Origin of the sequence: Trinickia sp. (assembly GCF_051953955.1) — a bacterium.
GTDB lineage: Bacteria > Pseudomonadota > Gammaproteobacteria > Burkholderiales > Burkholderiaceae > Trinickia.
Genome location: NZ_JBQCIF010000032.1, coordinates 33,830 through 60,765, shown reverse-complemented (window position 1 = coordinate 60,765; position 26,936 = coordinate 33,830). Strand labels below are relative to the sequence as shown.

The following is a 26,936-nucleotide window of genomic DNA, read 5'->3' as shown; positions in this document are numbered from 1 at the left end:
GTTCGTCGCGACATCGCACGTGTGCGGACCGTCCTGACTGAGAAGGCGAACCAGAAATGAACGATAGCGTGAAAACCTCGCTCAAGCGGACGCTGGTCGGCAAGGTCGTCAGCAACAAGATGGACAAGACGGTCACCGTGCTCGTCGAGCACCGCGTGAAGCACCCGATCTACGGCAAGTACGTCGTGCGTTCGAAGAAGTACCACGCGCATGACGACGCGAACACGTACAACGAGGGCGACCTCGTGGAAATCCAGGAAACGCGTCCGATCTCGAAGACGAAAGCCTGGACGGTGTCGCGCCTCGTCGAAGCGGCTCGCATCATCTAAGACGCTAGCTGTGGCGTAGTAGAAGTCGTTGAAATCGCAGTAGATTTCGCTTGCAAGGCCGAGGTTATTTGTTATAATCTCGGTCTTCCCTCTTTATGGGATCCGTTGCGGGCGAAGTGGAAGGGAAGCGGAAGGGCGCCAGCCCGCTCCGGTGAATCACTCGATTGCGATGGCGGTTTCGTTGCCGTCGCTGCTGTTCCAACCCAAGCAGCCGATTGGCTGACGGGACCAAGACTGACCGGCTGAACCATGGTGGTGCAGGCGGATTAAGTTGGGAAAGATAAACCATGATCCAGACCGAATCTCGGCTTGAAGTGGCCGACAACACGGGTGCGCGTGAAGTCATGTGCATCAAGGTGCTCGGCGGCTCGAAGCGTCGTTATGCCAACATCGGCGACATCATCAAGGTGAGCGTCAAAGAGGCAACGCCGCGCGGGCGCGTGAAGAAAGGCGAAATCTACAACGCCGTGGTGGTTCGCACCGCCAAGGGCGTGCGTCGCCAAGACGGCTCGCTGATCAAGTTCGACGGCAATGCTGCCGTCCTGTTGAATACCAAGCTCGAGCCCATCGGCACCCGCATTTTCGGGCCGGTCACGCGTGAGTTGCGTAGCGAACGGTTCATGAAGATCGTTTCGCTCGCGCCGGAAGTGCTGTAAGGAGTCGCGATGAACAAGATTCGCAAGGGTGACGAAGTCGTCGTCATCACCGGCAAGGACAAGGGCAAGCGCGGTGTCGTGCTCGCCGTCGGCGATGAGCGCGTGACGGTGGAAGGCATCAATCTCGTCAAGAAGCACGTGAAGCCGAACCCGATGAAGGGTACGACGGGCGGTGTGGAAGCGAAGACGATGCCGTTGCACATTTCGAACGTCGCACTCGTCGACGCGAACGGCAAAGCCTCGCGTGTGGGCATCAAGGTCGAGGAAGGCAAGAAAGTGCGCTTCCTGAAGACGACCGGTGCCGTGCTGAGCGCCTGACGCTGCGGAGTATAAAAAATGGCTCGTTTGCAAGAGTTTTACAAAGAGAAGGTCGTTCCCGGCCTTATCGAAAAGTTCGGCTATAAGTCGGTCATGGAAGTGCCGCGCATCACCAAGATCACCCTGAACATGGGTCTTGGCGAAGCCGTCGCTGACAAGAAGATCATCGAAAATGCCGTTGGCGATCTGACGAAGATCGCAGGTCAGAAGCCCGTCGTGACGAAGGCCCGCAAGGCAATTGCAGGCTTCAAGATCCGTCAAGGCTATCCGATCGGCGCGATGGTCACGCTGCGTGGCCAGGCTATGTACGAATTCCTGGATCGTTTCGTCACGGTGGCGCTGCCCCGCGTGCGCGACTTCCGTGGTGTGTCGGGTCGTGCGTTCGACGGTCGCGGCAACTACAACATCGGTGTGAAAGAGCAGATCATTTTCCCCGAAATCGACTACGACAAAATCGACGCGCTGCGTGGGCTGAACATCAGCATCACCACGACCGCGAAGACCGACGAAGAAGCCAAGGCACTGCTCGCCAGCTTCAAGTTCCCGTTCAGAAACTGAGGTTACCGTGGCTAAACTGGCACTGATCGAACGTGAAAAGAAGCGCGCCCGCCTGGCGGCGAAGTTCGCCCCGAAGCGCGAAGCGCTGAAGGCGATCATCGACGACCAATCGAAGTCGGAAGAAGAGCGCTACGCAGCTCGCCTCGAGCTGCAACAACTGCCCCGTAACGCGAACCCGACCCGCAAGCGTAACCGCTGCGCGATCACGGGGCGTCCGCGCGGCACGTTCCGCAAGTTCGGACTTGCGCGCAACAAGATTCGCGAAATCGCATTCCGTGGCGAGATCCCCGGCCTGACCAAGGCGAGCTGGTAATAGGAGAAACATAAATGAGCATGAGTGATCCTATCGCCGATATGCTGACTCGCATCCGCAACGCGCAGATGGTCGAGAAGGTTACGGTGGCGATGCCCTCGTCGAAAGTGAAGATTGCGATTGCGCAAGTCTTGAAGGACGAAGGTTACATCGACGACTTCGCAGTGAAGTCGGAAGGCGCGAAGTCGGAATTGAACATCGCGTTGAAGTACTACGCCGGCCGTCCGGTCATCGAGCGCCTCGAGCGCGTCTCGAAGCCTGGTCTGCGCGTGTACCGCGGTCGCAACGACATCCCGCAGGTCATGAATGGCCTCGGTGTCGCGATCGTTTCGACGCCCAAGGGTGTGATGACCGACCGCAAGGCCCGCGCCAATGGCGTCGGCGGCGAAGTCATCTGCTACGTCGCTTAACGCCGAAAGAGGAGAAGAAACATGTCTCGAGTAGGTAAAAGCCCGGTCGCGTTGTCCGGCGCCGAAGTGAAGGTCGAAGGCGGCCTCATCACGGTGAAGGGCGCGCTCGGCACGATTTCGCAGCCGCTGAACAAGCTCGTGAACATCGTCGTCGACGGCGCGGTCCTGAAGTTCGAGCCGGTTGACGAAAGCCGCGAAGCGAACGCGATGTCGGGCACGATGCGCGCGATCGTCGCGAACATGGTGCACGGCGCGACGAAGGGTTTCGAGCGCAAGCTCAACCTCGTCGGCGTCGGTTATCGTGCGCAAGCGCAAGGCGACAAGCTGAATCTGTCGCTGGGTTTCTCGCACCCCGTGGTGCACCAAATGCCGGAAGGCGTGAAGGCTGAAACCCCGTCGCAAACGGAAATCGTGATCAAGGGGATCGACAAGCAGAAAGTCGGCCAAGTCGCTGCCGAAGTGCGCGGCTATCGTCCGCCGGAGCCCTACAAGGGCAAGGGCGTGCGCTATGCCGACGAGGTGGTGATCCTCAAAGAAACGAAGAAGAAGTAAGGGTGCGCAATCATGGATAAGACTCAATCTCGCCTGCGCCGCGCTCGTCAGACGCGTATCAAGATCGCCGAACTGCAGGTTGCGCGCCTTGCCGTGCACCGCACGAATACGCACATCTACGCGCAAGTGTTCTCGCCCTGCGGCACGAAGGTGCTCGCCAGCGCGTCGACGCTCGAAGCTGAAGTGCGCGCGCAACTGGCCGACCAATCGGGCAAGGGTGGCAACATTGCCGCCGCCACGCTGATCGGCAAGCGTATCGCTGAAAAAGCCAAGGCTGCCGGCGTCGAATCCGTCGCCTTCGATCGCTCGGGCTTTCGCTACCACGGCCGCGTGAAGGCGCTGGCCGACGCGGCGCGCGAAGCCGGGCTCAAGTTCTAAGGGAAGGAATTCGTCATGGCAAAGATGCAAGCGAAAGTTCAGGCTGACGAACGCGACGACGGCCTTCGCGAAAAGATGATCTCGGTCAACCGCGTGACCAAGGTGGTGAAGGGCGGCCGGATTCTCGGCTTCGCCGCACTGACCGTGGTGGGCGATGGTGATGGCCGCGTCGGCATGGGCAAGGGCAAAGCGAAGGAAGTGCCCGTGGCCGTGCAAAAGGCGATGGAACAAGCCCGCCGCAACATGTTCAAGGTGCCGCTGAAGAACGGCACGCTGCAGCACGAAGTGCACGGCAAGCATGGCGCATCGGTGGTTCTGCTCGCTCCGGCGAAGGACGGTACCGGCGTGATCGCCGGCGGCCCGATGCGCGCTGTGTTCGACGTGATGGGCGTGCAAAACGTCGTCGCGAAGAGCCACGGTTCGACGAACCCGTACAACCTCGTGCGTGCCACGCTCGACGGGCTGCGCAAGCAGTCGACGCCGGGGGACATCGCGGCGAAGCGCGGTAAGTCGGTCGAAGAAATTTTGGGCTAATGCCTAGGTGGTCACCATGTCTGATAAAACTGTCAAGGTTCAGCTCGTCAAGAGCCTGATTGGGACCCGCGATTCGCACCGTGCCACGGTGCGTGGCCTGGGCCTGCGCCGACTCAACTCGGTCAGCGAACTGCAAGACACGCCCGCCGTGCGCGGCATGATCAACAAGGTCTCGTACCTCGTTAAGGTCATCGCCTAAACACGGACCAGGGACTCGAGGAGTTGAATATGGAATTGAACAACCTGAAGCCGGCCGAAGGCGCCAAGCACGCGAAGCGCCGCGTCGGCCGCGGTATCGGCTCCGGCCTCGGCAAGACGGCCGGCCGTGGTCACAAGGGTCAGAAATCGCGTTCGGGCGGCTTTCACAAGGTCGGCTTCGAAGGCGGTCAAATGCCGCTGCAACGTCGTTTGCCCAAGCGTGGCTTCACGTCGCTGACGAAGGAATTCGTGGGTGAAGTGCGCCTCGGCGATCTGCAAGCCCTGCCCGTCGACGAAATCGACTTGCTCGCATTGAAGCAAGCCGGCCTCGTCGGTGAACTGACGAAAAGCGCCAAGATCATCGCCACCGGCGAAATCTCGCGCAAGATCGTCGTGAAGGGCCTCGGTGCGACGAAGGGTGCGCGTGCCGCGATCGAAGCGGCCGGCGGCTCGTTCGCCGAGTAATTGGCTTTCGATCGCGTGAAAGACCGATTGCCGTCAATGGCATTTGCATCGGAGAAGCTACTTGGCTAACAGCCCGAGTCTCGCAAAAGCCGGTCGAAGCACGGCGAAGTTCGGCGACCTGCGCCGGCGGGCAGTGTTCCTGCTGCTGGCTCTGGTCGTCTATCGCATCGGCGCGCACATTCCGGTGCCGGGGATCGACCCGGATCAGTTGGCGAAGCTGTTCCAGAGCCAATCGGGCGGTATCCTGGGCATGTTCAACATGTTCTCGGGTGGCGCGCTGTCGCGGTTCACGATTTTCGCGTTGGGGATCATGCCGTACATCTCCTCGTCGATCATCATGCAATTGCTCGCGATCGTCTCGCCGCAGCTCGAAGCGCTGAAGAAGGAAGGGCAGGCGGGGCAGCGCAAGATCACGCAGTACACGCGGATCTTCACGGTCCTGCTGGCATTGTTCCAAGCGTTCGGCATCGCCGTGGCGCTCGAGAATCAGCCGGGCCTCGTGATCGATCCGGGTATGGTGTTTCGCCTCACGACGGTCGTGACGCTGGTGACGGGCACGATGTTCCTGATGTGGCTGGGTGAGCAGATCACGGAGCGCGGGCTTGGCAACGGTATCTCGATCATCATTTTCGCCGGGATCGCAGCGGGGTTCCCGAACGCAGTGGGTGGGCTGGTCTCGCTCGTGCAGTCGGGGTCGATGCATCCGTTCACGGCGATCATCGTGGTCGCGTTGATTGGTGCGGTGACCTACCTCGTGGTGTTCATCGAGCGCGGTCAGCGCAAGATCCTCGTGAACTACGCGAAGCGCCAGGTCGGTAACAAGATTTACGGCGGGCAGTCGTCGCACTTGCCGCTCAAGCTGAACATGTCGGGCGTGATTCCGCCGATCTTCGCATCGTCGATCATCCTGTTCCCGGCAACGATTCTCAATTGGTTCAGCTCGGGTACGCGCGGCAGCTGGCTCACCGATACGCTGCACAACGTGGCCGAGGCGATCAAGCCGGGCCAGCCCGTGTATGTGTTGCTGTACGCGTTGGCGATCGTGTTCTTCTGCTTTTTCTACACCGCACTGGTGTTCAACAGCAGAGAGACGGCCGACAACCTGAAGAAGAGCGGTGCGTTCGTTCCCGGTATCCGTCCGGGCGATCAGACCGCACGGTATATCGACCGCATCCTCACGCGTCTGACGCTGGCTGGTGCGATCTACATCGTGTTCGTCTGCCTGCTACCGGAGTTTTTGGTGCTGCGTTGGAACGTGCCGTTTTATTTTGGTGGAACGTCGCTGCTGATCATTGTCGTCGTCACGATGGACTTCATGGCGCAGGTGCAGTCGTACGTTATGTCGCAACAGTATGAGTCGTTGCTCAAGAAGGCCAACTTCAAGGGCAGCGGCAACATCCCGATGCGTTGAAAGGACTTATGGCCAAAGACGATGTAATCCAGATGCAGGGCGAGGTCATCGAGAACCTGCCCAATGCTACCTTCCGCGTGAAGCTGGAAAACGGCCATGTCGTGTTGGGGCATATTTCCGGGAAGATGCGCATGCACTACATCCGCATCCTGCCGGGCGACAAGGTGACGGTTGAGTTGACGCCTTACGATCTGTCGCGTGCGCGGATCGTGTTCCGGGCGAAGTGATTTGAAAAAAGGGTAATATCATGAAAGTGATGGCATCGGTTAAGCGCATTTGCCGCAATTGCAAGATCATCAAGCGCAAAGGTGTCGTGCGCGTGATTTGCAGCTCTGATCCGCGCCACAAACAGCGCCAAGGCTGAACGCCGCGCTTTTGCTTGCGCTTTTTGTTTGAGGAAAAACAATGGCTCGTATTGCAGGGGTGAACATCCCGAACCACCAGCACGCCGTGATCGGCCTGACCGCGATCTACGGGGTCGGCCGCACGCGTTCGCAACAAATTTGCGAATCGGCTGGCGTCGCAGTGAACAAGAAGGTCAAGGACCTGACGGACGCGGATCTCGAGAAGCTGCGTGAAGAAGTCGGCAAGTTCGTCGTCGAAGGCGATCTTCGCCGCGAAGTGACGATGAACATCAAGCGTCTGATGGACCTCGGCTGCTATCGCGGTGTCCGTCATCGCAAGGGTCTGCCCCTGCGTGGCCAACGTACGCGCACGAACGCCCGTACGCGCAAGGGTCCGCGCCGCGCTGCCCAATCGCTGAAGAAATAAGCGCGACTGACAGTTACAGGAAAACGTAATGGCTAAGGCTTCGAACAACACCGCGGCGCAACGCGTTCGCAAGAAGGTCAAGAAGAACGTCGCCGAGGGCGTGGTTCACGTTCACGCGTCGTTCAACAACACCATCATCACGATCACCGATCGTCAAGGCAACGCGCTTGCCTGGGCGACGTCGGGCGGCCAGGGCTTCAAGGGCTCGCGCAAGTCGACGCCGTTCGCGGCGCAGGTTGCGGCGGAGTCGGCTGGTCGCGTGGCGATGGAGTACGGCGTCAAGAACCTCGAAGTGCGGATCAAGGGTCCTGGACCCGGCCGCGAATCGGCGGTGCGCGCTCTGCATGGTCTTGGCATCAAGATCACGGCGATCTCCGACGTTACGCCCGTTCCGCACAACGGCTGCCGTCCGCCGAAGCGCCGTCGTATCTAAGACGAGCGCCTGTTTGACGCCTGTTGGCGCGATTGTGCGCCAACAGGCTATTTGCGCATTGATGTTTCGCATCGGTGTTGATTGACTAAGCCCACCGTTCGCCCTCAATCCGGGACGAACTAGCGCAGACGAAAGTTTGCGTGATCAAACCAGAAGGAAAGCAAAGTGGCACGCTATACCGGCCCTAAAGCCAAGTTGTCCCGCCGTGAAGGCACCGATCTGTTCCTGAAGAGCTCGCGCCGTTCGCTCGCCGACAAGTGCAAGCTCGACAGCAAGCCCGGCCAGCACGGCCGCACCTCGGGCGCGCGTACGTCCGACTACGGCACGCAGCTTCGCGAAAAGCAAAAGGTGAAGCGCATCTACGGCGTGCTCGAGCGCCAGTTCCGCCGCTACTTCGCCGAAGCCGACCGCCGCAAGGGCAACACGGGTGAAACCCTGCTGCAATTGCTCGAGTCGCGCCTCGACAACGTCGTCTATCGCATGGGCTTCGGCTCGACGCGCGCTGAAGCGCGCCAACTCGTGAGCCACAAGGCGATCACGGTGAACGGCGTGGTTGCGAACGTCCCCTCGATGCAAGTGAAGGCAGGCGACGTCGTGGCCGTGCGCGAGCAAGCGAAGAAGCAGGCCCGTATTCTCGAAGCGCTGTCGCTTGCCGAGCAAAGCGGGATCGCGAGCTGGGTTGCGGTCGATGCGAAGAAGTTCGAAGGCACGTTCAAGCAAATGCCGGAACGTAGCGATATCGCCGGCGACATCAACGAAAGCCTGATCGTCGAATTGTATTCGCGCTAATCGGATTTACGGCCGGGGTACCTCGATTGCGGTGTGCAAGGGGGAACCTCGGCTGTTTATTTTCAGGGTGTTACCGGTCAGCCTTATCGGTGTAACGAGCCGAGGGTATTGAAAAGGAAAACCTATGCAAACCAGTTTGTTGAAGCCCAAGATCATCGCCGTGGAATCGCTGGGCGAGAGCCACGCGAAAGTGGTCATGGAACCGTTCGAACGCGGTTACGGCCACACGTTGGGCAACGCGCTTCGGCGCGTGCTGCTGTCGTCGATGGTGGGCTACGCGCCGACCGAAGTGACGATCGCAGGCGTCGTGCACGAGTACTCGACGATCGACGGCGTGCAGGAAGACGTCGTCAACTTGCTGCTGAACATGAAGGGCGTCGTCTTCAAGCTGCACAACCGTGACGAAGTAACGGTCACGCTGCGCAAGGAAGGCGAAGGCGTCGTGACGGCTCGCGACATCGAGCTGCCGCACGACTGCGAGGTCATCAACCCCGATCACGTGGTTGCCCATCTGTCCAAGGGCGGCAAGCTCGATGTGCAGATCAAGGTCGAGAAGGGCCGCGGCTACGTGCCGGGCAACGTGCGCCGCTACGGCGAAGAAACGGCCAAGATCATCGGCCGCATCGTGCTCGACGCGTCGTTCTCGCCGGTTCGCCGCGTGAGCTACGCCGTGGAAAGCGCGCGCGTCGAGCAACGTACCGATCTCGACAAGCTCGTGATGAACATCGAGACCAACGGCGTCATCTCGCCCGAGGAAGCGATTCGTCAATCTGCCCGTATCCTCGTCGATCAGCTCGCCGTGTTCGCGGCGCTGGAAGGCACGGAAGCGACGGCCGAAGCCCCGTCGCGCGCGCCGCAGATCGATCCGATCCTGCTGCGTCCGGTGGACGATCTCGAGTTGACGGTGCGTTCGGCCAACTGCCTGAAGGCCGAAAACATCTACTACATCGGCGATCTGATCCAGCGCACGGAGAACGAGCTGCTCAAGACGCCGAATCTGGGCCGCAAGTCGCTGAACGAGATCAAGGAAGTGCTCGCTTCGCGCGGTTTGACGCTCGGCATGAAGCTCGAGAACTGGCCGCCGGCCGGCCTCGACAAGTAAGTCCACCGGGGCGCTGGCGCCCCGGCATCTGGCAAGGACGCGGATTTTCCTTTAAAATCCGCGTCTTGTCTTTTTCTTACCGGCCCGTGTCCTCACCGCTGAGCTGCATCAGGCGGGGACGATAGAAGAGCTGGATCAAAACTTCGAATCAAGGAACTGAAATGCGTCACCGTCATGGTTTGCGGAAACTGAACCGCACGAGCAGCCACCGCTTGGCTATGCTCCGTAACATGTCCAACTCGCTGATCGAGCACGAAGTCATCAAGACGACGCTGCCGAAAGCGAAGGAACTCCGTAAGGTTGTCGAGCCGTTGATCACGCTCGGCAAGAAGCCGTCGCTCGCGAACCGCCGTTTGGCGTTCAACCGTCTGCGCGATCGTGATTCCGTCACGAAGCTGTTCGACGTGCTCGGTCCGCGTTTCGCGAACCGTCCGGGCGGCTATCTGCGCATCCTGAAGTTTGGTTTCCGCGTGGGCGATAACGCACCGATGGCACTCGTCGAGTTGCTCGACCGTCCGGAAGTGGTGGAAGAAGACGTTCAAGAAGCTGAATAAGCGCTGCGGAAAGCCTAGCGGCTTCTCGCTCGAGCTGGTTTAGCAAAAGGGTCAAGCGCGAGCTTGGCCCTTTCGCTTTTACGGGCCCCCGGCGGACCGCTTGTCGAGCCAGGAGCGCATGTGCTGGGCCGTGGGGCGCCTCCTACTTGGTTGGCGTCATGGCGAAATTGCGCGCGGTGATACGATAGCGGCGTACCGAGTCATCATCGAGGAAAAGACGCCGTGCCTCTCTCTGTCGTGCTCATGCTGACGACGTTACCCGACGCCGAATCGGCGCAAAAGCTCGCGCAAGGTGCGCTCGATGCATGTCTGTCCGCCTGCGTCACGGAGCTCGGACCGGTGCGGTCGCGCTATCGCTGGCAAGGCAAAGTGGAAACGTCGGACGAGATCCAATTGTTGTTCAAGACCAGCACCGTTCGATCGCTCGAGCTCGAGCGGTTCATTCTTGCGAATCACCCTTACGAGACGCCCGAACTGCTGTCATGGCAGGCGTCGGCGTCAACCGCATACGCGCAATGGGTGGAGACCGAAACGTACCGACCTACCCATGTTTAAGCCGCTTTCCGATCCCGCGCGCACGTTCGTGCGCTTCATGTCGTTCCTCATCGCGTTGGCCGCGCTCGGGGCAGGGTTCGCAAGCGTCGCGCGTGCCGACGATTTTCTCGATCCGTCGGTTGCGTTTCGCTTCAGTGCCAGTGAACAGCCTCACGAGGTCGATGTCCACTTCAATATCGCGGACGGGTATTACCTTTATCGAGAGCGATTCCAGTTCGCAGTCAAAAATGGAACAGCGACGCTCGGCGCGGCACAGTTGCCCGCGGGGCACGTCAAATTCGACCAGACGTTCCAAAAGAACGTCGAAACCTATCGCGGCGAGCTGACGATACGCGTACCGGTGCAGTCGGCGTCCGGCCCATTCGACCTTGCCGTGACCTCACAAGGGTGCGCCGACGCCGGCATTTGCTATCCGCCTGCCCAGCACGTTTACCACGTCAGCGGTGCGGCCTTGAACGCCGGTTCGGGCGCCACCGTGCCAGCTGCTGCCGGCGACGGGACGCAACAGTCGTCGTCGTGGTACGACCGCGCGACTAGCGCCGACTACGCGCAGTCGTTGTTGCAGGGCGGCAGCTTTGCGGCAACGGTCGGCCTTTATTTCTTGGCCGGCCTCGTTTTGAGCCTGCTGCCGTGCTCCTATCCGATGATCCCGATCGTCTCGGCCATCATCATTGGCCAGGGCACCAAGGTCACGCGGGGGCGCGGTTTTGCGTTATCGCTTTCCTACGTCGTCGGCATGGCGCTGGTCTATACCGCTCTGGGCGTCGCGGCCGCGCTCGTGGGGCAATCGCTCGGCGCATGGTTGCAGAACCCATGGGTGCTTGGCGCGTTCGCCGTGCTGCTGACGGTGTTTGCGCTCACACTGATCGCCGGCGTCGATATCGTGCTGCCGCAGCGTTGGCAGGACGGCGTGTCGCAGGCGTCGGGCCGCCGCTCCGGCGGGACGTTCGCGGCGGTCGCGGTGATGGGCGCGCTCTCGGCGCTCGTCGTCGGCGCATGCATGACGGCGCCGCTCTTCGCGGTGCTCGCGTTCATCGCGCACACGGGCAGCGCCGTGCTCGGCGGTGCCGCGCTGTTTTCGATGGGGCTGGGTCTCGGTGTTCCGCTGCTCGTCATTGGCTTGGGCGCAGGGACGCTGCTGCCGCGTGCCGGCGCGTGGATGGACGGGGTTAAGGTGTTCTTCGGCGTGGTGCTGCTTGCGGCAGCCCTGTGGATCGTGTGGCCCGTGCTGCCTTCGACGGTGCAAATGCTGCTCGCGGCGCTGTGGCTGCTGATCGCCGCCGCCGCGCTCGGGCTGTTCACGCCGAGTGCCGGCGGGCCGTCCGTTTGGCGTCGGTTGGGGCGCGGCGTCGGCGCGGCGCTCGCGATTTGGGCCGCGGCGTTGCTGGTAGGCGTCGCCGCGGGGTCGGGCGATCCGGTGCGCCCGCTCGCGGTGCTGGCCGCGCATACGACGAGCGCGGTAGAGGGGCCGAGTGGCGCGGCGGTTGCGAAAATGGACGCTGCGTTCGCTCCCGTGCGGTCCTCGGCTGGTCTCGACGCACTGCTCAAGACCAATGCGCGGCCCGCGATGCTCGATTTCTATGCCGACTGGTGCGTGAGCTGCAAGGAAATGGAGCGCTTCACGTTCGCGGACAAGCGCGTGCAAGCGCGTCTCGCGCAACTGCAATTGCTGCGCGCCGACGTCACCGCGAACAATGGGGACGATCAAGCCTTGCTGAAGCGGTTCGACCTATTCGGGCCACCGGGCATCATCTTCTTCGATCGATCGGGGAAAGAGGTGCTCCGTGTCGTCGGCTACGAATCGGCCGACAAGTTTTTGCGTAGCTTGGATCGGGTCGCGCCTGCACTGCAGTCCTAAGCGAGCGGGGCATTCGAAGCGCCCCGCATTGTTGCATTCGAAGAACGCCATCCCGCGGTGGGTGCCCTCACGGCGCGAGACCGGTCGCGAGGGCGCTGCCGCGTCGTTCGCGCCGTTCGCCGTTATTTCTGCGCGCGCAGCAACCGCGCCGCATCGAGCGCGAAATAGGTGAGCACGCCGTCGGCCCCGGCTCGCTTGAACGCCAGCAGCGACTCCATCATCACCTTGTCGTGATCGAGCCAGCCATTTTGCGCGGCGGCCTTCAGCATTGCGTATTCCCCGCTCACTTGATAGACGTAGGTCGGGAAGCGGAACTCGTCCTTCACGCGGCGCACGATGTCGAGATACGGCATGCCCGGCTTGACCATCACCATGTCGGCACCCTCGTCGATGTCGAGTCGTACCTCACGTAGTGCTTCGTCCGAGTTGGCCGGGTCCATCTGATAGGTCATCTTGTTGCTCTTGCCGAGATTCGTCGCCGAGCCGACAGCATCGCGGAACGGGCCGTAGAACGCCGACGCGTACTTCGCGGCATAGGCCATGATCCGCGTATGGATATGGCCCTCGCTCTCGAGCATTTCGCGCAATGCGCCGATGCGGCCATCCATCATGTCCGACGGTGCGACGATGTCGACGCCCGCTTCGGCCTGTGCTTGCGCCTGCTCGACGAGAATCTCGACCGTTTCGTCGTTGAGCACGTAGCCGGCTTCATCGAGCACGCCGTCCTGGCCGTGGCTCGTGTAGGGATCGAGTGCCACGTCGGTCAGCACGCCAAGTTCGGGGAACCGCTTCTTCAACTCGCGCACGGCGCGCGGGATGAGCCCTTCCGGGTTCGCAGCCTCGCGGCCGTCGGGCGTTTTCAGCGAGGGCTCGATAGCAGGAAACAGCGAAAGCACCGGCACACCGAGCTCAACGCACTGCTCGCCCACACGCGTCAAGAGATCGACGGATACCCGCTCGACCCCTGGCATCGACGCAACGGCCTGGCGCACATTGGTGCCTTCGACGATGAATACGGGGTAGATGAGGTCGTTCGTCGTCAGCGTGTTTTCACGCATGAGTCGACGGGAAAAATCGTCGCGCCGCATGCGGCGAGGGCGGTGATGCGGATAGAAGCTCATAGAAAAAATCGCTATCGGAAAAGGGAACCGCCGGCTCGGCCGGCACAAAAACTTTTGCAAACAATGGTATATGATAGCGATCGAGCGAAGCACCTGCCTCCAAGGGAGTGTAGGTCGTGGACCTCCCCGCTTCTCCTCCCTGAGCGGGTGCCTGTCGTTTTTCGATTAGGCTGTTTGACCCGCCGACGTTCGGCGGGTTTTTTTATGACGATTCGCCGACGCGCCTACCGGACGACGCTGCGACGCTGCGCCGCAGCGGGGTGTCGAGCGATGCGCGCGACCGTCGCTCCTCGCGGCGGCGGTGCCCGTGTTATGCGGCCGAGCCGCCCGTATCGGCGCCGGCCCCGGCGGCATCGGCCGCAAGCCAGCCTTCGAGGCGCGCGTGCGCTTCGTCGAGACCCACGCGCTTGAGCGACGAAAAGAGTTGCGCCGAGAGTTCCCCCTTATAGCCGTTCGCGCGGTACTCGGCGAACCCCTTTTCCGTGGCGCGCAGCGCGTTGATGCTTTCCTGCCGCGTCAGTTTGTCGCACTTCGTCAATAGCGTGTGGATGGGCTTGCCCGTCGGCGCAAACCACTCGATCATGCGTCTGTCGAGCTCGGTCAACGGGCGGCGCGAATCCATCATCAACACCATCCCGCGAAGCTGGGCGCGGCTTTGCAGGTAGGTGGAGAGCAGGGCTTCCCAGTGCGCTTTGGCCGCGCCGGGCACTTCCGCGTAGCCGTAGCCGGGCAAATCGACGACGTAGCCGGCCGGCTCGTCGGCGGGCCCGACGCCGAAGTAATTGATATGCTGCGTGCGGCCGGGTGTCTTGCTGGCGAAGGCGAGCCGCTTTTGGTTGCACAAGACGTTGATGGCAGTCGACTTGCCGGCGTTCGAGCGGCCCGCGAAGGCGATCTCGGGCTGCACCGTGGCAGGCAGGTCGCGCAGGTGATTGACGGTCGTGTAGAAGCGGGCTTGATGCAGCAGGAAGGCCATGGCGAGACGGGAAGGAGAGCGAGAGCGGGCGCGTGAACGCGCTCGAAGGACGGCGCTGACGAGGCGGGGGCTTCCCCACTGGCGTCTTGGCGATTAGGGAGTTATTGTACAATACGAAGGTTTACTGCTGACCGGTCGAGGTGTTTGTCAAGGCTCCGTCAAACGCTTCATGCTTATGGCTGCACGATTTTTCGCGGCGATCGGTCGTTGTCGTTTTGCATCAACCTCTTGGGAGATCGTCGGGCCGCCTGGCGATCGCCTCGCCTGCGAGGGCGGCGTCCGGCATCGGGCGCTCGAGGACACTCTATTCTCACAAGACGAAACCGGGTGTGCGAATGAATCGACTGTGCAAGTCTTTGAAGGTGCTCGAGGTCGTTGCAGCAGCGGGTTTGTTGAGTTGGGCGGCACAAACGAGAGCGGCGGAGTCGCCTAAGCCGGATCTGAATCGAGGGCAAGCGATCGCGACGAAGGTCTGCGCCTCTTGCCACGGAGCGGACGGTAACAGCGCGAGCGGGTCGTTTCCGAAACTGGCGGGGCAGCACCAAGACTACCTCGTCAAGCAGTTGAAGGATTTCAAAGTGCAGACGGGGGCGAAATCCGCCGCGCGCACGAATGCGATCATGGCGGGCATGGCCGGTGCGCTGTCCGACCAAGACATGGTCAACGTGGCCGCGTATTTCGCGAGCCAAACGCCGAAGGCGGGCTTCGCGCGCGACCCGGCCACGGTGCCCGAGGGGCAAAAGATCTACCGTGGCGGCATCGCCGAGAAGAACGTGCCGGCTTGCGCCGGCTGTCACGGGCCGACGGGCATGGGTATCCCCGTCCAGTATCCGCGCCTGTCGTGGCAGTGGGCCGACTACACGGTTGCGCAGCTACATGCCTTCCAGCAGGGCGCGGGGGCGCGCAACAACAGCGATGTGATGCATGCTGTCGCATCGCGGCTCTCGGACAGCGAGATCAAGGCAGTTGCCGATTACATAGCCGGCCTGCACTGAGCACCACCGGGATCGAACGATCAGCCGGGCTTCCCGGCGAAGACAAGAAAAGGGTGGGAGCGCCACCGCCTTCGGCGGTCGGGCCCTCACCCTTTTTTGCTGTAGCGTCGTCTGAAGTTGGAGTTTGAATGAGCGTCACCACCTCGGGTTATGAATTGAAGTCGGACCGCCGGGTCCTTGCACATGCGATCGAGCTCGTGAGCTCGATGCGCTTCGCGATCGCGCTGCTCGTCGTGCTGTCGATCGCAAGCATCGTGGGTACCGTACTCACGCAAGACGACCCCTACCCGAACTACGTCAATCAATTCGGTCCGTTCTGGGCCGACATCTTCCGCGCGGCTGGCCTCTTCACGGTGTACAGCGCGTGGTGGTTCATGCTGATCCTCGGTTTTTTGATCGTCTCGATCTCGCTATGCGTGATACGCAACGGACCGAAGATGATCGCCGACATCAAGAGCTGGAAGGACAAAGTGCGGGAAGGCAGCTTGCGCGCCTTCCATCACAAGGCGGAGTACGCGGCCGCCGGCGCGCGTGCGCAAACGTCGCAGCGCTTGGTGACACTCGCGGGCAAGCTCGGCTATCGCCATGTCGTGCGCGAGACGGACGGCGCCACGCTGATCGCCGCGAAACGCGGTGCATTGGCCAAGCTCGGCTACATCTTTGCGCACTTGGCCATCGTCGTCATCTGTATCGGCGGGCTGATGGACAGCAATCTGCCGATCAAATTCCAGATGTGGCTGTTCGGCAAGACGCCGATTTCGACGAGCGCCGTCATCAACGATATCTCGCCCGATCACCGTCTCTCGCCGTCCAATCCGACGTTTCGAGGCTATGCATGGGTGCCCGAAGGGCAGCACGTCTCGACGGCGATTCTGAATCAGCCTAACGGCTCGCTGATTCAGGATCTGCCGTTTTCGATCGAGCTCAAGAAGTTCATCGTCGACTATTACTCGACGGGCATGCCGAAGCTGTTCGCGAGCGATATCGTCGTCATCGATCATCGGACCGGCGAGCGCGTCCCGGCCCGCGTCGAAGTCAACAAGCCCTTCGAATACGACGGCGTCTCGATCTATCAATCGAGCTTCCAGGACGGCGGCTCGCAGATGACGATGACGGCTTGGCCCATGACGGGCGATACGACGAAGACGATGCCGGTCGACGGCACGATCGGCGGCACGGCGCCGCTCTCGGCGTCGATGCCGGGCGTGCACGGGCAAACCGTCGAGTTCGCCGATTTCCGCGCGATCAACGTCGAGAACGTCACGAACGGCAGTGGCCAGACCGATGCGCGCGGCGTCGTCGTCCATCATTCGGCCCTGCAGATGCTCGATGGGCGACTCGGCTCGGGCGCGAAGTCGTCGAAGCCGCTCGATCTCCAAAACGTCGGGCCGTCGGTTCAATACAAGATCCGCGGCACGGACGGCCAGGCGCGCGAGTTCAACAATTACATGGTGCCCGTCGAGGTCGAAGGGGCGCGCTATTTCCTCGCCGGCATGCGTACGACGCCGAACGATCCGTTCCGCTATCTGCGCATCCCGGCCGACGAGCAAGGCAGCGTGAAGGAGTGGATGCAGCTGCGCGCGGCGCTGGCCAACCCCGATTTGCGCGCGCAAGCCGCTCGTCGTTTCGCGCAGCGCTCCGTGACCGATTCGAATGCCGAGTTGCGAGCCAACCTCGAAGCGAGTGCCGAGCGCGTGCTGAGCCTATTCGCGGGTGCCGGCGAGGACGCGGGCAAGACCGCGCCTGGGACGGCGCCGGGAGGCTTTCAGGCCGTGGCCGGGTTCATCGATCATTCCGTGCCGCAGGGCGATCAGCAAAAGGCGGCATCGCTGCTTCTGCGCATGCTCGAAGGCTCGACGTGGGACTTGTGGCAGCTGGCGCGCGAGCAGGCGGGCGAGCCGGATGCCAAGCCGACGGCGAGCGCGAGCCGGTTCGTGCAGGATTCGATCAACGCGCTTTCCGACAGCTTCTTGTATGGATCTCCGGTCTTCTTGCAGCTCGATTCGTTCAAGCAGGTGCAGGCGTCGGTGTTCCAGCTCACGCGGGCACCCGGCACGAAAGTGGTGTATCTTGGCAGCTTGCTGCTCGTGGCCGGCATCTTCTCGATGTTCTACGTGCGTGAGCGGCGGCTCTGGTTCTGGCTCAAAGACGCGGCCGCCGGCACGACCGTCGTGATGGCGATGTCGACGGCGCGCAAGACACTCGACTTCGAGAAAGAATTCGCCACGGTGCGCGATGCCGTCGGCGCCACGCTCGGTGCCGCACCGCACGATGCCCCACCGGCACTCCATCACGAGCCGCACGAGCGAGCCGATCATCCGGCGCCCGATCCGGCAGTCGAATCGTCGCCTGGATCGCAAGACTGACACTCGGTATTCATCATGGACTTGACACACGTTTCCCGCTCTAGCTCGGCCCCCGAACGAGCCTCCGGCGCGTTGGACGAGCGATCGTTCCTGCGCCGCCTCGGCCGGTTCGATTGGCTGTTCGCGTTGGCCGTGGCCGGCGGCGCCGGCTTCGCGCTGGCGCGCTACCACGCGTTCATGAACTACTACGACAAGCTCGTGCTCGTGTGCAGCGTGCCCGCGCTGATCGTGCTGGGCTGGCGCTGGAAGCCGGTGCGCCTGCTCGCCGTGGGCATCGCGGCCATGTCGCTGCTCGCGCTGCAGATTTATCACGGCGATCTGTCGCGCGCCGATTCGGCTTTCTTCCTCAAGTATTTCCTGTCGAGCCAGTCCGCGATTCTCTGGATGAGCGCGCTGTTCGTGCTGGCCACGCTGTTCTATTGGATCGGCTTGTTGTCGCGCTCGCCGTCGGGCGGCGCGATCGGCTCCTCGCTGACCTGGTTCGCGGTGCTGATGGGCTTCACGGGCATGATGGTGCGCTGGTACGAGTCCTACCTGATCGGCAGCGACGTCGGCCATATTCCGATTTCGAACCTTTATGAAGTGTTCGTGCTCTTTTGTCTGATCACGGCGCTGTTCTACCTCTACTACGAGCAGCACTACGGGACGCGCTCGCTTGGCGCGTTCGTGCTGCTCATCATCAGCGCCGCGGTCGGCTTTCTGATGTGGTACTCGGTGGCGCGCGATGCCCAGCAGATTCAGCCGCTCGTGCCGGCCTTGCAGAGCTGGTGGATGAAGATTCACGTACCGGCCAACTTCATCGGCTACGGCTCGTTCGCGCTGTCGGCCATGGTGGGCGTCGCGTATCTGCTGGCCGAGCGCGGCATCCTGGCAGATCGGCTGCCCTCGCTCGCCGTGCTCGACGACGTCATGTACAAGTCGATCGCCGTGGGCTTCGCGTTCTTCACGGTTGCGACGATTCTCGGTGCGCTGTGGGCCGCTCAAGCCTGGGGCGGCTACTGGAGCTGGGACCCGAAGGAAACCTGGGCGCTCATCGTTTGGCTCAACTACGCCGCGTGGCTGCATATGCGTCTGATGAAAGGCTTGCGCGGTGCGGTCGCGGCCTGGTGGGCACTGACGGGGCTGCTCGTGACGACGTTCGCGTTCCTCGGCGTCAATATGTTCTTGTCGGGATTGCATAGCTACGGCAAGCTGTAACGGGCACGCGCACGAAGCGCCCCAGCGTCGATTTCGATCGCGCCCCGCCACGAAGAAACCGCCGCATGGTCACTCGCGGCGGTTTTTTTTCATGCATCCGAATGGCGTCGGCGACGGTATATAGCGCTAGCGGGCCTGCTCAGGCGTTCGACGAACGCGCGAACGACGGGGCCCGGGTTTTCTAGAGGAGCAGCATCGTGTGGATCAAGCGAGAGCAGCGCATCTTATTGACGGGCGAAGACATCGCCCCGAGCGAAATCACGCCGCGTGCGGTGTTCGAAAACCGCAGACGCGTGTTGCAGGCCGCGGGTGCGGCTGGCCTTGCGGTGGCCGGCGGGGCGCTCGGGTTCAGCCGTGCCGCTTTCGGCGCCTTGCAGTCGCCCAACGCGAAAGCGCAGAAGCTGGCGGCCATGACCAATTCGAAATTCGTCGTTCCCGAGCCCGTCACGTCGTATCAGGACATCACGACTTACAACAACTTCTACGAGTTCGGGACGGGTAAGAGCGATCCGTCGCAAAACGCGGGCACGCTGCGGCCCCACCCGTGGCGAATCAGCGTCGAGGGCGAGATCAAGAACCCGAAGGTGTACGACATCGACGAGTTGCTCAAGCTCGCGCCGCTCGAGGAGCGCATCTATCGGCATCGCTGCGTCGAGGGCTGGTCGATGGTCATTCCGTGGATCGGCTACCCGCTCGCCGAACTGATCAAGCGTGCACAACCGACCGGCAACGCGAAATTCGTCCAGTTCATTACGCTCGCCGATCCCTCGCAAATGCCGGGAATCGCCGATCCGATCCTCAATTGGCCGTATTCCGAAGGGCTGCGCATGGACGAGGCGATGAATCCGCTCACGCTGCTCACCGTTGGCGTGTACGGCCAAGTGCTGCCGAATCAGAACGGCGCGCCGATCCGCGTGGTGTTGCCCTGGAAATACGGGTTCAAAAGCGCCAAGTCGCTCGTCAAGATTCGCTTCGTCGAAAAACAACCTCCGACGAGCTGGAACACCGAAGCGCCCAACGAATACGGGTTTTATTCGAACGTGAATCCGACCGTCGACCACCCGCGGTGGAGTCAGGCCACCGAGCGCCGCATCGGCGAGGACGGCTTCTTCAAGCCGAAGCGCAAGACGCTGATGTTCAACGGCTATGGCAATTTCGTCGCGTCGATGTATCAGGGCATGGACCTGCGCAAATACTTCTGAATCGAAAGGAGCGACGCATGTCTCTCGAAACCTCCACGCTGATGGGCACGAGTACAGGCAACGGACGCGCCGCGCGTGCTTCGCGGACGGCGGCCGCAGCCGGAGCCGCCGCCCGGGCGCGTGGCACCGACCGCTGGATCGCACCCGCCAAGGCCGGTGTTTTCATCGCGGCCTGCTACCCGCTCGCGCGTCTCGTATTATTCGGTTTGACCGATCGCCTCGGCGCGAATCCGATCGAGTTCATCACGCGCTCGACGGGGCTGTGGACGCTGGTGTTCCTGTGCATCACGCTGACGGTCACGCCGCTGCGCAGGCTCACTGGGGTCAATGCGCTCTTGCGGTTTCGGCGGATGCTCGGCCTGTACGCGTTCTTCTATGCGACGCTGCACTTTACGACGTACATCTGGTTCGACAAATGGTTCGATCTGGCCGACATCCTGAAGGACATCGGGAAGCGTCCGTTCATCACGGTTGGCTTTGCGGCGTTCGTCTTGCTGATTCCGCTCGCAGCAACGTCCCCCCGTGCGGCCGCGCGCAAGCTGGGCCGGCGCTGGCAGACGCTGCATCGTGCGATCTACGCGATCGCGGCGCTCGCGATCCTGCATTTCTGGTGGATGAAGGCCGGCAAGCACGATCTCGTTTTGCCGAAGATCTACGGCGCGATCATCGTTGCGCTGCTTGGCTGGCGGTTGCTCGTCTGGGCGCGCGCGAAGCTCGCCGCGCGCCCGCGGGCGTAAATGAGCTAGCGCTCAGGCCGGCAGGATCGATTCGCCCGCGAACAATTCGGGCACCGTTTCGCGAGCACGCACGACGTGGGCGTCGTTGCCGTCGACCATGACTTCGGCTGCACGCGGGCGCGTGTTGTAGTTCGAGCTCATCGTGAATCCATAGGCACCGGCAGAGCGAATCGCCAGCAGATCGCCGGGCTCGAGAGCGAGCGTCCGCTCGCGCCCGAGCCAGTCGCCGCTTTCGCAGACGGGGCCGACGACATCGTAGACCTGCGGCTCGGCGTCACGCGGCACGACGGGATCGATCGCGTGATAGGCCTCGTACATCGCCGGCCGGGCGAGATCGTTCATCGCCGCATCGACGATCGCGAAATTCTTTTCAGCACCGGGCTTCAAGAATTCGACTTGCGTGAGCAAGATGCCCGCATTGCCCGTAACGGAGCGGCCCGGCTCGAAGAACACCTCACGATGGCCGTGGCCGCGCGCTTCGATCCGTTCGAGCAGCGTGCGCACGAACAGGCCCGTATCGGGCGGCGTTTCGTCCGAATAAGTGATGCCGAGCCCGCCGCCGACGTCGATATGATGGATCCGCGCGCCGTCGGCTTCGATTTGCGCAATGAGATCGAGCAGTTTGTCGAGCGCGTCCAGGTAGGGCGAGATCTCGGTGATCTGCGAGCCGATGTGACAGTCGATCCCGACGACGTCGAGATGCTCGAGCGCGAGTGCGGTGCGGTAGGCCGCGCGCGCTTCGTCGAAGGCGACGCCGAACTTGTTCGCCTTGAGCCCCGTCGAGATGTACGGGTGCGTTTTCGGATCGACGTCGGGATTGACGCGCAGCGAGATCGGCGCTTTTTTGCCGAGTTCGCCCGCGACGGTATTCAGGCGATCGAGCTCGGGGATCGATTCGACGTTGAAGCACTTCACGCCGGCCTTAAGCGCCTGGTGCATCTCGGCCGCGCTTTTGCCGACGCCCGAAAACACGATGTCTTTCGCTTGGCCACCGGCCGCGAGCACGCGTGCCAGCTCGCCTCCCGAGACGATGTCGAAGCCGGCGCCGAGCCGGGCGAACACGTTGAGCACGGCGAGGTTGCCATTGGCTTTGACGGCGACGTGCACGGACGCCCGGCGCCCCGCGCAGGCTTGCGCGTACGCTTGATACGCTTCGGTCAACGCCGCGCGCGAATAGACGAACAGCGGGGTGCCGAAACGTTCGGCGAGCGTGACGGCGCTGACGCCTTCGGCGTGCAGCGCGCCGTCGACATAAGCGAAGGCGGAGTGAGACATGCGAAAGTCCTGCTTTATTGATCGGGGGCGGGGCTCGAAGCCGGGGCCGGTGCAGCGCCAGCGGTGCTCGGCGTGGCGCCGAGCGAATCGGCCGGTGCGAGCGTCAGCGGCGCGTGCGGGGCCTGCGCATTCGACGCAGGAAGGTCCGTTCGAAGCGCCGGTTTTTCGGGCAGCGGCGGGACCGTCGGCAGGTAAAGCGGCCCGCGTTGACCGCATCCGGTCAGCGCCGCGCTTGTCGCAACGGCCAAAGCCGCTACAATCGCGCTCATCCTGAAAACGACTCGCATGACTGTCTCTGATAGAGCTGTGGAGCTGTGAGTTCAACCGGCGGAGTTTAGCATGACCGATAGCGACTACCTTTCCCGCGCCGAAGCCGTGCTCTTGCGTATCGAGGAAGCCGTCGACGAGAACGACGCCGACATCGAGCTCGATCGCAGCGGCAACGTGCTGACGCTCGAATTCGAGAATGGCACGAAAATCATCGTCAACCTGCAGCCGCCGATGCAGGAAATCTGGATCGCGGCGAAAGCCGGCGGCTTTCATTTCAAATTCGTCGACGGCCAATGGCTCGATACGCGCAATGGCCGCGAGTTTTTCGAGTCGCTCTCCGACTACGCCTCGCAGCAGGCCGGTGAGCCGGTGACGTTCGCGGCCTGATCCCGCCCCTGCGTGCTCAAAGCCCGCCGCCGGCGACGGGCGGCGGCTCGGCTACCGAACCGGGCGAGCGCGGCAAGGCCGGCGCCTCGGGCGGGCCGCCCAATGCGCCCGTTTCGCTGGTGGCATCTCCGGTGCCGGCTTGCGCCTCTTCTCCATGCAACGCCGCTTCGCTGATCCCGATCGTCGGCACGAAGCCCTGCCCCGGCAAGAACGTATCGAAGTACAGCTCGCCGCCTATCGATACGACATCCGATGGAATCGGCATCTGATATTCGGGCACGTCCCGAAGCGCCTGGCGCATGTAATCCATCCAGACGGGTAGGGCGAGGCCGCCTCCGGTTTCGCGGTCTCCGAGGCTGCGAGGGGTGTCATAGCCGATCCATGCAATCGCCGCGAGCGTGTGCTGATAGCCTGCGAACCAGGCGTCGCGCGAATCGTTCGTCGTGCCCGTTTTACCGGCGAGATCCTTGCGCCCCAGTTCGTTCGATTTTGCTCCAGTGCCGTGCTGGGCGACGCTTTGGAGCAGGCTGTTCGTCACGTAGTCGTTGCGCGCGTCGATCGCACGCGGCGCATCGCGTTCGGCGACGATCGGCTGCGCGCGCGCCAATACGACGCCGTCCAAATCGGTGACCTCGGAGATCAAATAGGGATTGACGCGGTAGCCGCCGTTGGCGAACACCGAATAGGCGCCGGCCATCTGCAGCGGCGTGACGAGGCCCGCGCCGAGTGCCATCGGCAGGTAGGCCGGATGCTTGTCGGCATCGAACCCGAAGCGCGTGATGTACTGCTGAGCGTAGTGCGTCCCGATATGAGCAAGGATTCGAATCGAAACGAGGTTGCGCGACTTTTGCAGCGCCGTGCGCATCGTCATCGGGCCGTCGAAGCGGCCACCGTAGTTCTTCGGCTCCCACGGCTGCCCGCCCGTTTCGGCGGCACTAAAATAGAGCGGAGCGTCGTTGATGATCGTCGCCGGGCCGAGGCCTTTGTCGAGCGAGGCCGAATAGATGAACGGCTTGAAGCTCGAGCCGGGCTGGCGCCACGCTTGCGTGACGTGATTGAATTTGTTTTTGCCGAAATCGAATCCGCCGACGAGCGCGCGAATTGCGCCGTCTTGCGGGACGATCGAGACGAAAGCCCCTTCGACTTGCGGCAACTGCACGATCGACCACGCGCCCGTGTCCCCTTTGACGAGCCGCACGACCGCCCCCGGCCGTATGCGGCTGGGCGCTTTCGCGCGCGCAGCGGGCGGGCCGAGCGCGAAGCGCAAGCCGTCGCCCTCGATGCTCGCATGCGTGCCGTCGGCGAGCACGGCTTGCACGTCGCTCGCGTCTGCCGATGTGACCACGCCTGCGACGATTTCGCCGCAGTCGGGGTATTTTTCGAGAGCCCGTGCGATCGCGTCGGCGCGCGCTCGGCCATCGCCCGGCAGATCGATGAAGGCTTCGGGACCGCGATAGCCGCGCCGCGCATCGTAGCCCATGAGGCCCGAGCGCAAGGCGCGGTAGGCCGTATCCTGATCGCCGGAATTGATCGTGGTGACGACGCTTAGGCCGCGCGTATAGGCTTCGTCGTGATATTGCGCCACCATGGCCTGCCGAACCAATTCCGCCACGTATTCCGCGTGCACGCTGAACTGCTGCGCGGGCGTGCCGGCGAGCACGAGCGGCTCGGCCACCGCGGCGTCGTACTGCGCCCGGGTGATGTCGTGCAACGCCAGCATGCGCTGAAGGATGTATTGCTGACGCAGCTTGGCGCGGGCCGGATTGACGACGGGATTGTAGGCGGAAGGCGCTTTCGGCAGGCCGGCCAGCATCGCCGCCTGCGCGAGCGTGATGTGTCCGATGTCCTTGCCGAAGTACACGCGCGCGGCCGATGCGAAACCGTAGGCGCGCTGGCCGAGATAGATCTGATTCATATACACCTCGAGAATCTGATCCTTCGTCAGCTCGCGCTCGATCTTGTAGGCCAGCAGCATCTCGTAAATCTTGCGCGTGTACGTCTTCTCGCTCGACAGGAAGAAGTTGCGTGCCACTTGCATCGTGATCGTGCTCGCCCCTTGCGTCGCATGACCGTTCGTGAGCGCCGCGATGCCCGCGCGCGCGACCCCGGCCAAATCGACTCCGCCATGATCGTAGAAGCGGGCGTCCTCGATCGCCAGAATCGCTTGCTTCAGATACGGCGGGACGTCGCCGATGCGAACCACGTCGCGCCGCTCTTCGCCGAATTCGCCGATCAGCACGTGATCGAGCGTGTAGACGCGCAGCGGCACCTTGGGGCGATAGTCGGTGAGCGCCTCGAGCGAAGGCAGATTCGGGGCGGCGATCACGAGTGCGTACAGCAGCAGGAGAGCGCAGCACACGCACGCGGCCATGATCGTGCCGACGCTCCATAGGACGAGCCTCGCGGCCCATCGACGCGGCGGGGGCGGCGATGGGCGTTCGGGCGGAGACGGGACGGGCGAGGGCGGGTGTGAATCCATAACTAGGCTGCCTTGGGATGGCCGCGATTATAGCGGCGCTCGATGAGGCTTTCGATTGGCTTAATGGCCGAGCCGGACGGGCTCTGCCCTCGCTGCTCCTCACGGCCGCCACCGCTTCTCGCTTCGTTGCGCCGGCGTTGCGTTGGCGTTGGCCGTTCGGTCGAATTCCCGCGTCGAGACGGCGGCCGGACAATTTCCCGCAGTAAGCCGCTTAGGGCCGTTCATGTCGAAGGCCCGGCTGATGCGAGGATACCCATGCCGATCAGAAACACTTCACCGTCTCTTATGTGCCGCTTCGCGGCAGGTATCGATGTTGGCTCCAACGAGGTGAGGCTCGTCGTCGTCAGTCGTGCTCGCCGAGGCAGGCGGCCCATCGGCGTCGAATGGATAGGCACGGCACCGCTCGGTGCGGGTGCCGTGTCCGGGGGGCATCTCGTCGATCGCGCGGCTGTAGCCGCCGCGCTCGGGTCGCTGTGTGCGCGGCGGCCGCGGCGGCGAGCCATGCGCGGCATGCCGTGGGCGATGGCGATACCGGACTGCGCGCAGGCGGGCACGGCGATCGACGGCGATCGCCACGTGCAGGCGCGCGTGGAGGTCGCCGCAGCCGCTGGCGTTGCGCTTTCCGTGATCGAGAGCGAACCCCAAGCTGCCTTGCGCGCGCTCGTCCATGCCGCCCAGCGTGCGATGCGGCCGAGCACGCGTTTCGCCGCCGTCTGGGCCGGCTACGGCGGCGTTCATGGCTGGCGCGTCGTCGACGGCGCGGTTCGCGCGAGCGTTCGGTTCCCCGGGGGCGAGCATGCCGACCTCGAATCGGCGCTCAGAGCCTTGGCCGGCGGCCAAGGGCTCGATCGGGCGTTCGTCGGCGGCGATCTCGGTTTGCTCGAACGCGTCGGGCTGGCATTGGCCGACGTCGGCGAGTGTCTCGGCTGCGGCGTCGCGCCGTTCGAATGCGCGTCGTTTCGCACGGGCGGCGCCGTGCTTGGTTTGCACGTCGATCCGCGGCGCACCGCGGCGTTCGCTGTAGCCTTCGGCATGGCACTGCATGGGGTGTCCGAATGAGCATGACCGGCGCAATCGAGGCGCGATGCCTCTACGAGAGTGCAATCAATGCGCTGCGCGGTTCAGGTTCGGCACCGCGTGGGGATAGCGTGACGCCCTGGTGGCGCCGCCGCGGCGTCGTAGACGGCGTGGCGGCAATGGCCCTCGGAGCGTTAGTGGCGATCGGCTGTTCCGTGGCTGTAGCCGGCGACGGTGCAAGCGCTCGCCAGGCGCGGTTCGAGCGGGAGTTGGCGCAACTGTCGCCTTCGCTGACGGAGTTCGCGCGTCTCGCGCGTGCCGACGAAAGCGCGCGGGCGCGTGTCGCCGTGGCGGCCGCCCGAGCGCGTCCGAACGTGGAGTTGCGCACGCTGCTCGAGACGTTGAGCCGCGAGGCGCAAGCAGGCGTGACCGTCAGCCGGCTTCGGCAGACCCAAGAAGGATTCGAACTGCAGGTTCATGCCGTCGACAGTGCGGCTTGCGCCGCGTGGGTGAAGCGCCTGGCGCGCATACCCGGATGGGAGGCTGCGGACATCGCGGACCTCACCCTCGCCGCTGCGCGGATCGGCGGGCAGGGCGGCCGCGCGATGCAGGCTCGTGTGCGCCTACCGCTGCGCACCGCGGCGCCCGTGCCGATGCCTTGGCGCACTCCCGAAGGCCGTGAGCGGCGCAGCGGCGGGAGCGGGCGATGAGCGGCGCGCTTCCGCGGCGA

Annotated in this window: 34 protein-coding genes; 29 read left to right on the top strand and 5 right to left on the bottom strand. The window is 63.1% G+C overall.

Annotated features, from left to right (window positions below; genetic code table 11):
* Positions 1-56 precede the first annotated feature (56 nt).
* The 21 genes from rpsQ (at position 57) to dsbD (ending at position 12,184) form a co-directional block, all read left to right on the top strand.
* Entirely contained in the window at positions 57-329 is a 273-nt protein-coding gene (gene rpsQ, locus ACTHNZ_RS07505) for a 30S ribosomal protein S17 (protein ID WP_115537028.1), read from the top strand.
* Between the two features lie 287 nt (positions 330-616).
* Positions 617-985 (top strand): 50S ribosomal protein L14, encoded by a 369-nt coding sequence (gene rplN / locus ACTHNZ_RS07500; RefSeq protein WP_102645112.1) that lies wholly within the window; start codon positions 617-619, stop codon positions 983-985.
* A 9-nt stretch (positions 986-994) separates the two neighbouring features.
* On the top strand, positions 995-1,303 hold the full coding sequence (gene rplX, locus ACTHNZ_RS07495; protein WP_440541864.1) for a 50S ribosomal protein L24: 309 nt from the start codon (positions 995-997) through the stop codon (positions 1,301-1,303).
* 18 nt (positions 1,304-1,321) lie between these two features.
* Entirely contained in the window at positions 1,322-1,861 is a 540-nt protein-coding gene (gene rplE / locus ACTHNZ_RS07490; protein WP_102645114.1) for a 50S ribosomal protein L5, read from the top strand.
* A gap of 7 nt (positions 1,862-1,868) precedes the next feature.
* On the top strand, positions 1,869-2,174 hold the full coding sequence (gene rpsN, locus ACTHNZ_RS07485; RefSeq protein WP_085228311.1) for a 30S ribosomal protein S14: 306 nt from the start codon (positions 1,869-1,871) through the stop codon (positions 2,172-2,174).
* A 14-nt stretch (positions 2,175-2,188) separates the two neighbouring features.
* Entirely contained in the window at positions 2,189-2,584 is a 396-nt protein-coding gene (gene rpsH, locus ACTHNZ_RS07480) for a 30S ribosomal protein S8 (RefSeq protein WP_440541863.1), read from the top strand.
* Between the two features lie 21 nt (positions 2,585-2,605).
* Positions 2,606-3,136, top strand: coding sequence for a 50S ribosomal protein L6 (gene rplF, locus ACTHNZ_RS07475; RefSeq protein WP_440541862.1), 531 nt, complete (start codon positions 2,606-2,608; stop codon positions 3,134-3,136).
* A gap of 12 nt (positions 3,137-3,148) precedes the next feature.
* Positions 3,149-3,514 carry a 50S ribosomal protein L18 gene (gene rplR / locus ACTHNZ_RS07470; protein ID WP_102645117.1) on the top strand — a complete coding sequence of 122 codons (366 nt, stop codon included), beginning with the start codon at positions 3,149-3,151 and terminating at the stop codon, positions 3,512-3,514.
* Positions 3,515-3,529: 15 nt separating this feature from the next.
* Complete coding sequence (rpsE, locus tag ACTHNZ_RS07465; protein WP_116138060.1) at positions 3,530-4,048, top strand: 30S ribosomal protein S5; 519 nt, start codon at positions 3,530-3,532, stop codon at positions 4,046-4,048.
* A gap of 16 nt (positions 4,049-4,064) precedes the next feature.
* Positions 4,065-4,247, top strand: a complete 183-nt coding sequence (rpmD, locus tag ACTHNZ_RS07460; RefSeq protein WP_440541861.1) for a 50S ribosomal protein L30 — start codon at positions 4,065-4,067, stop codon at positions 4,245-4,247.
* 29 nt (positions 4,248-4,276) lie between these two features.
* Positions 4,277-4,711, top strand: a complete 435-nt coding sequence (rplO, locus tag ACTHNZ_RS07455; RefSeq protein WP_440541860.1) for a 50S ribosomal protein L15 — start codon at positions 4,277-4,279, stop codon at positions 4,709-4,711.
* 61 nt (positions 4,712-4,772) lie between these two features.
* On the top strand, positions 4,773-6,122 hold the full coding sequence (gene secY / locus ACTHNZ_RS07450) for a preprotein translocase subunit SecY (RefSeq protein WP_440541859.1): 1,350 nt from the start codon (positions 4,773-4,775) through the stop codon (positions 6,120-6,122).
* A gap of 8 nt (positions 6,123-6,130) precedes the next feature.
* A complete protein-coding gene (gene infA / locus ACTHNZ_RS07445) occupies positions 6,131-6,349 on the top strand; it encodes a translation initiation factor IF-1 (RefSeq protein WP_004521905.1) in 219 nt (72 codons plus the stop codon).
* Positions 6,350-6,369: 20 nt separating this feature from the next.
* Positions 6,370-6,486 (top strand): 50S ribosomal protein L36, encoded by a 117-nt coding sequence (rpmJ, locus tag ACTHNZ_RS07440; protein WP_004199844.1) that lies wholly within the window; start codon positions 6,370-6,372, stop codon positions 6,484-6,486.
* 41 nt (positions 6,487-6,527) lie between these two features.
* Positions 6,528-6,893, top strand: a complete 366-nt coding sequence (gene rpsM, locus ACTHNZ_RS07435) for a 30S ribosomal protein S13 (protein WP_440541858.1) — start codon at positions 6,528-6,530, stop codon at positions 6,891-6,893.
* 28 nt (positions 6,894-6,921) lie between these two features.
* Complete coding sequence (rpsK, locus tag ACTHNZ_RS07430; protein ID WP_017777173.1) at positions 6,922-7,326, top strand: 30S ribosomal protein S11; 405 nt, start codon at positions 6,922-6,924, stop codon at positions 7,324-7,326.
* Between the two features lie 165 nt (positions 7,327-7,491).
* Entirely contained in the window at positions 7,492-8,115 is a 624-nt protein-coding gene (gene rpsD / locus ACTHNZ_RS07425; RefSeq protein ID WP_440541857.1) for a 30S ribosomal protein S4, read from the top strand.
* A gap of 124 nt (positions 8,116-8,239) precedes the next feature.
* The gene (locus ACTHNZ_RS07420) at positions 8,240-9,217 is read left to right on the top strand and encodes a DNA-directed RNA polymerase subunit alpha (RefSeq protein WP_440541856.1); all 978 of its coding nucleotides are present in this window, start codon (positions 8,240-8,242) and stop codon (positions 9,215-9,217) included.
* Positions 9,218-9,378: 161 nt separating this feature from the next.
* Positions 9,379-9,771: a 50S ribosomal protein L17 gene (gene rplQ / locus ACTHNZ_RS07415; protein WP_440541855.1), complete on the top strand. Its 393-nt coding sequence runs from the start codon at positions 9,379-9,381 to the stop codon at positions 9,769-9,771.
* 243 nt (positions 9,772-10,014) lie between these two features.
* Positions 10,015-10,326, top strand: coding sequence for a divalent-cation tolerance protein CutA (gene cutA / locus ACTHNZ_RS07410; protein WP_440541869.1), 312 nt, complete (start codon positions 10,015-10,017; stop codon positions 10,324-10,326).
* Positions 10,319-12,184, top strand: a complete 1,866-nt coding sequence (gene dsbD / locus ACTHNZ_RS07405; protein ID WP_440541854.1) for a protein-disulfide reductase DsbD — start codon at positions 10,319-10,321, stop codon at positions 12,182-12,184. Before cutA ends, dsbD begins: the two co-directional genes overlap by 8 nt.
* Positions 12,185-12,306: 122 nt before the next feature.
* On the opposite strand, the gene hemB is transcribed toward dsbD, so the two are convergent.
* Together hemB and yihA are read right to left on the bottom strand one after the other, a co-directional pair.
* Positions 12,307-13,305, bottom strand: a complete 999-nt coding sequence (gene hemB, locus ACTHNZ_RS07400) for a porphobilinogen synthase (RefSeq protein WP_440541853.1) — start codon at positions 13,303-13,305, stop codon at positions 12,307-12,309.
* Between the two features lie 310 nt (positions 13,306-13,615).
* Positions 13,616-14,281, bottom strand: coding sequence for a ribosome biogenesis GTP-binding protein YihA/YsxC (gene yihA, locus ACTHNZ_RS07395; RefSeq protein ID WP_440541852.1), 666 nt, complete (start codon positions 14,279-14,281; stop codon positions 13,616-13,618).
* A 335-nt stretch (positions 14,282-14,616) separates the two neighbouring features.
* Here yihA and ACTHNZ_RS07390 point away from each other — a divergent pair, with 335 nt between their 5' ends.
* The 5 genes from ACTHNZ_RS07390 to msrQ all read left to right on the top strand — a co-directional run bounded on the left by ACTHNZ_RS07390 (position 14,617) and on the right by msrQ (position 20,778).
* Positions 14,617-15,276, top strand: a complete 660-nt coding sequence (locus ACTHNZ_RS07390) for a c-type cytochrome (RefSeq protein WP_440541851.1) — start codon at positions 14,617-14,619, stop codon at positions 15,274-15,276.
* 128 nt (positions 15,277-15,404) lie between these two features.
* Entirely contained in the window at positions 15,405-17,642 is a 2,238-nt protein-coding gene (locus ACTHNZ_RS07385; protein ID WP_440541850.1) for a cytochrome c biogenesis protein ResB, read from the top strand.
* A gap of 15 nt (positions 17,643-17,657) precedes the next feature.
* Positions 17,658-18,839, top strand: a complete 1,182-nt coding sequence (gene ccsB / locus ACTHNZ_RS07380; RefSeq protein ID WP_440541849.1) for a c-type cytochrome biogenesis protein CcsB — start codon at positions 17,658-17,660, stop codon at positions 18,837-18,839.
* Between the two features lie 197 nt (positions 18,840-19,036).
* Positions 19,037-20,041: a protein-methionine-sulfoxide reductase catalytic subunit MsrP gene (gene msrP / locus ACTHNZ_RS07375; protein WP_440541848.1), complete on the top strand. Its 1,005-nt coding sequence runs from the start codon at positions 19,037-19,039 to the stop codon at positions 20,039-20,041.
* 17 nt (positions 20,042-20,058) lie between these two features.
* On the top strand, positions 20,059-20,778 hold the full coding sequence (msrQ, locus tag ACTHNZ_RS07370) for a protein-methionine-sulfoxide reductase heme-binding subunit MsrQ (protein WP_440541847.1): 720 nt from the start codon (positions 20,059-20,061) through the stop codon (positions 20,776-20,778).
* 12 nt (positions 20,779-20,790) lie between these two features.
* On the opposite strand, the gene lysA is transcribed toward msrQ, so the two are convergent.
* Complete coding sequence (gene lysA / locus ACTHNZ_RS07365) at positions 20,791-22,053, bottom strand: diaminopimelate decarboxylase (protein ID WP_440541846.1); 1,263 nt, start codon at positions 22,051-22,053, stop codon at positions 20,791-20,793.
* 14 nt (positions 22,054-22,067) lie between these two features.
* The gene (gene lptM, locus ACTHNZ_RS07360; RefSeq protein ID WP_440541845.1) at positions 22,068-22,340 is read right to left on the bottom strand and encodes an LPS translocon maturation chaperone LptM; all 273 of its coding nucleotides are present in this window, start codon (positions 22,338-22,340) and stop codon (positions 22,068-22,070) included.
* Between the two features lie 52 nt (positions 22,341-22,392).
* On the opposite strand from lptM, the gene cyaY reads away from it, so the two are divergent.
* Positions 22,393-22,710: an iron donor protein CyaY gene (gene cyaY, locus ACTHNZ_RS07355; RefSeq protein ID WP_440541844.1), complete on the top strand. Its 318-nt coding sequence runs from the start codon at positions 22,393-22,395 to the stop codon at positions 22,708-22,710.
* 16 nt (positions 22,711-22,726) lie between these two features.
* Here the strand turns inward: cyaY and ACTHNZ_RS07350 are convergent, their stop codons facing one another.
* Entirely contained in the window at positions 22,727-25,189 is a 2,463-nt protein-coding gene (locus ACTHNZ_RS07350) for a penicillin-binding protein 1A (RefSeq protein ID WP_440541843.1), read from the bottom strand.
* A 255-nt stretch (positions 25,190-25,444) separates the two neighbouring features.
* Here ACTHNZ_RS07350 and ACTHNZ_RS07345 point away from each other — a divergent pair, with 255 nt between their 5' ends.
* The gene (locus ACTHNZ_RS07345) at positions 25,445-26,248 is read left to right on the top strand and encodes a pilus assembly protein PilM (protein ID WP_440541842.1); all 804 of its coding nucleotides are present in this window, start codon (positions 25,445-25,447) and stop codon (positions 26,246-26,248) included.
* Positions 26,245-26,916 carry a hypothetical protein gene (locus ACTHNZ_RS07340; protein ID WP_440541841.1) on the top strand — a complete coding sequence of 224 codons (672 nt, stop codon included), beginning with the start codon at positions 26,245-26,247 and terminating at the stop codon, positions 26,914-26,916. The genes ACTHNZ_RS07345 and ACTHNZ_RS07340 overlap by 4 nt, the downstream gene beginning before the upstream one ends.
* Positions 26,917-26,936: the final 20 nt, after the last annotated feature.